Origin of the sequence: Haladaptatus sp. W1, assembly GCF_001723155.1 — an archaeon.
In the GTDB taxonomy this organism is placed as follows: Archaea; Halobacteriota; Halobacteria; order Halobacteriales; family Haladaptataceae; genus Haladaptatus; species Haladaptatus paucihalophilus.
The window spans coordinates 1-2,225 of record NZ_MEIH01000050.1; the positions used below are offsets into that span (position 1 = coordinate 1).

2 protein-coding genes and 2 pseudogenes are annotated in these 2,225 nt (G+C 58.7%); 1 reads left to right on the forward strand and 3 read right to left on the reverse strand.

Going from position 1 to position 2,225, the window contains the following annotated elements; genetic code table 11:
- The 3 genes and pseudogenes from BG842_RS30950 to BG842_RS30960 form a co-directional block, all read right to left on the reverse strand.
- A pseudogene (locus BG842_RS30950) lies at positions 1-371 on the reverse strand (hypothetical protein); the annotation flags it as partial.
- Positions 298-828, reverse strand: coding sequence for a hypothetical protein (locus BG842_RS30955; RefSeq protein ID WP_254662855.1), 531 nt, complete (start codon positions 826-828; stop codon positions 298-300). The pseudogene BG842_RS30950 and the gene BG842_RS30955, both read right to left, overlap by 74 nt.
- Entirely contained in the window at positions 807-1,139 is a 333-nt protein-coding gene (locus BG842_RS30960; protein WP_254662856.1) for a hypothetical protein, read from the reverse strand. Before BG842_RS30960 ends, BG842_RS30955 begins: the two co-directional genes overlap by 22 nt.
- On the opposite strand from BG842_RS30960, the pseudogene BG842_RS02855 reads away from it, so the two are divergent.
- Positions 1,129-2,225: pseudogene (locus BG842_RS02855) on the forward strand (AAA family ATPase); the annotation flags it as partial. The gene BG842_RS30960 and the pseudogene BG842_RS02855 overlap by 11 nt on opposite strands.

Consider the following 2,225-nt stretch of genomic DNA (forward strand, 5'->3'; position numbering starts at 1 on the left):
TCGTCTCGTTTTCGGGGAAACAACCGCTGGTCCAAGTTGTAGCGGTCGTACACCTTCTGTCGGTCGGGCCACGCGGGTTGGAACTCCGTGATGAACGGGAGTTTTCGGCGCACGAACTGCTCCATCTGGGACAAGAACGTCGACGTGTACGGCCGGTCCGGAGGACGGTGGCGGAACAGGTCCTCGTCCAGCTGCCGAATCGCGCGGATGAACGTCGACGTGTTCCGGTACTCCGGCGGCGTTTGCAGGTGCCACTCCAGCAGCTCCGTGTCGGCCGCGATGAACGATTCGAGGTAGTTATCCGCGAGGTGGGTCCGCGACGGAATCGTCGGCTGGTTCCGGATGCTGAATAGCGCGAGAGCGTTCTGCACGGAGTCGGTTCCGCTTCCAGCAGCGGTCGAACTCCGAATCGATGGCTTGCCGGACGAACTTTCCGGCGGCGTCAGGGTCGGACGTGTACTTCTCCGCGACCTTCCTGCTCCGCTCGGGAAGGTAGCCGAAGTTGTCGAGCGACGCCTCGACCGGGTCGGGGTCCGACTCCATCTTCTTCGTCGGGATGGTCTTGCCGAACAGCTTCAACTCGGTTCGCTTGTGACCGAACCCCTTCAACAGCGTGTCGAACAGCAGGGCGTGATACATCGTGTCCACTTCCATCTCGCTGTTGTAGCCCGCGTGATGGATGTGGATGGACTCCTTGATGCCCTGCGTGTCGCGCACCTTCTGTTCCCCGGGCGTGATGTACCGGTCGTTCGTCACCAGCGTCGTGTGGTCCACGTTGTACTGTTTCGCCAAGCGCCGGGCGACCTTCACCTCCTGTGCGTCCGGCATTCCGACGGTGTAGCTGTGGTCGAGGTCGGGAAGCTGTGACAGCAGCGTCCGCGATCGTACCCCGCCGACAGCAACAGACCCTTCTTGCCCGGCTGACGCGAACGGAGTCGAATCGCACGCTGCATCCGGTCCGCGAGTTCGCTCGCGTAGTCCATCTCCCGCTCCTCGTAGACGAACCGGTCGAGTTCGCCCGCCTCGTCCGGGGTGAGATAGCCGTCGAACGGCGCGCGGTGGAGCTCGTGAAACAGCGTTTTGTCGCCGAGGACGACGCCCATGTGAAGGAACTCGCCGACCGTTACTGTGACCGGCATCGTGCACATCCTCCATGGCAGCCACACAGATGCCTCTGTCGCTGACAAGATAATCGACGGTCTCTCGGTCGTCATCGAGGAAGAAGAGTTCGAGGATATGGACATCACATTCGATGACAAGGAAGACATCATCGAACACTCCAACCAATCAGACATTTACGATCAGATGGTTAGCTCAGTGGCTCCTTCGATTTACGGATACGAACGGGAGAAGCTTGCAATCATTCTCCAACTGTTCGGCGGTGTCACAAAGCATCTTCCGGACGGAACTCGCATTCGCGGCGACATCCATGTTGCACTCTTCGGCGACCCCGGCCCATATGAAAGCCGGCTGCTCGACTACGCAGGTGTTCTTTCACCATGTACTATTAGTGCCTCTGGGTCTGGCAGTTCCTCTGTCGGCCTCACCGCGTCGATGAAACGCACGAAAAAGACGGGTACCGGCAACAAAACTTGGGCTGTGGAAGCCGGTGCGCTCCCACTCGCTGACCGTGGTCTCGCGTGCCTTGAGAGCCTCGACAAGTTCAGCGACAAACAGCGAGCGGCTCTTATCGACGTGCTTGAAGACCAGACGGTTAAGGTGAACAAAGCCACCGTCTCAGAGCAACTGAAAGCGCGGGCATCAGTTCTCGCATCCGCACATCCGAAGTACGGACGGTTCGATCAGTACGAGTCGATTGGGGAGCAGATAGATCTCGAACCCGAACTCATCTCTCAATTCGACCTCATCTTTACGGTGACGGATCAGCCCGACCCTGACCACGATTCACGGCTCGCGCAGCATATTCTGCAAACCAACTTTGCTGGAGAGTTGAACACTCAGCGGACAGAAATTAACTATCCGAACATCACCGAAGAACAGGTACGAAGCCAAACGGAAGAAATCGTTCCGCCGATAGACGCGGAACTGCTCCACAAGTACATCGCCTACGCGAAATCGAACGTCTATCCAACGATGACCGAGGAGGCTCGCGAGGCGATTCGGGACTTCTACGTGGATTTGCGTTCGAAAGGTGCGGACGAGGACGCGCCGATTCCGGTGACCGGACGAAAGCTAGAAGCGCTCGTTCGATTGGCAGAGGCGAG

What these genes read in the sequence shown, in the direction of transcription:
- BG842_RS30955 (WP_254662855.1), bottom strand. Translation starts at nt 828, where the DNA reads ATGCCGGACGCACAGGAGGTGAAGGTCGCCCGGCGCTTGGCGAAACAG.
- BG842_RS30960 (WP_254662856.1), bottom strand. Translation starts at nt 1,139, where the DNA reads ATGCCGGTCACAGTAACGGTCGGCGAGTTCCTTCACATGGGCGTCGTC.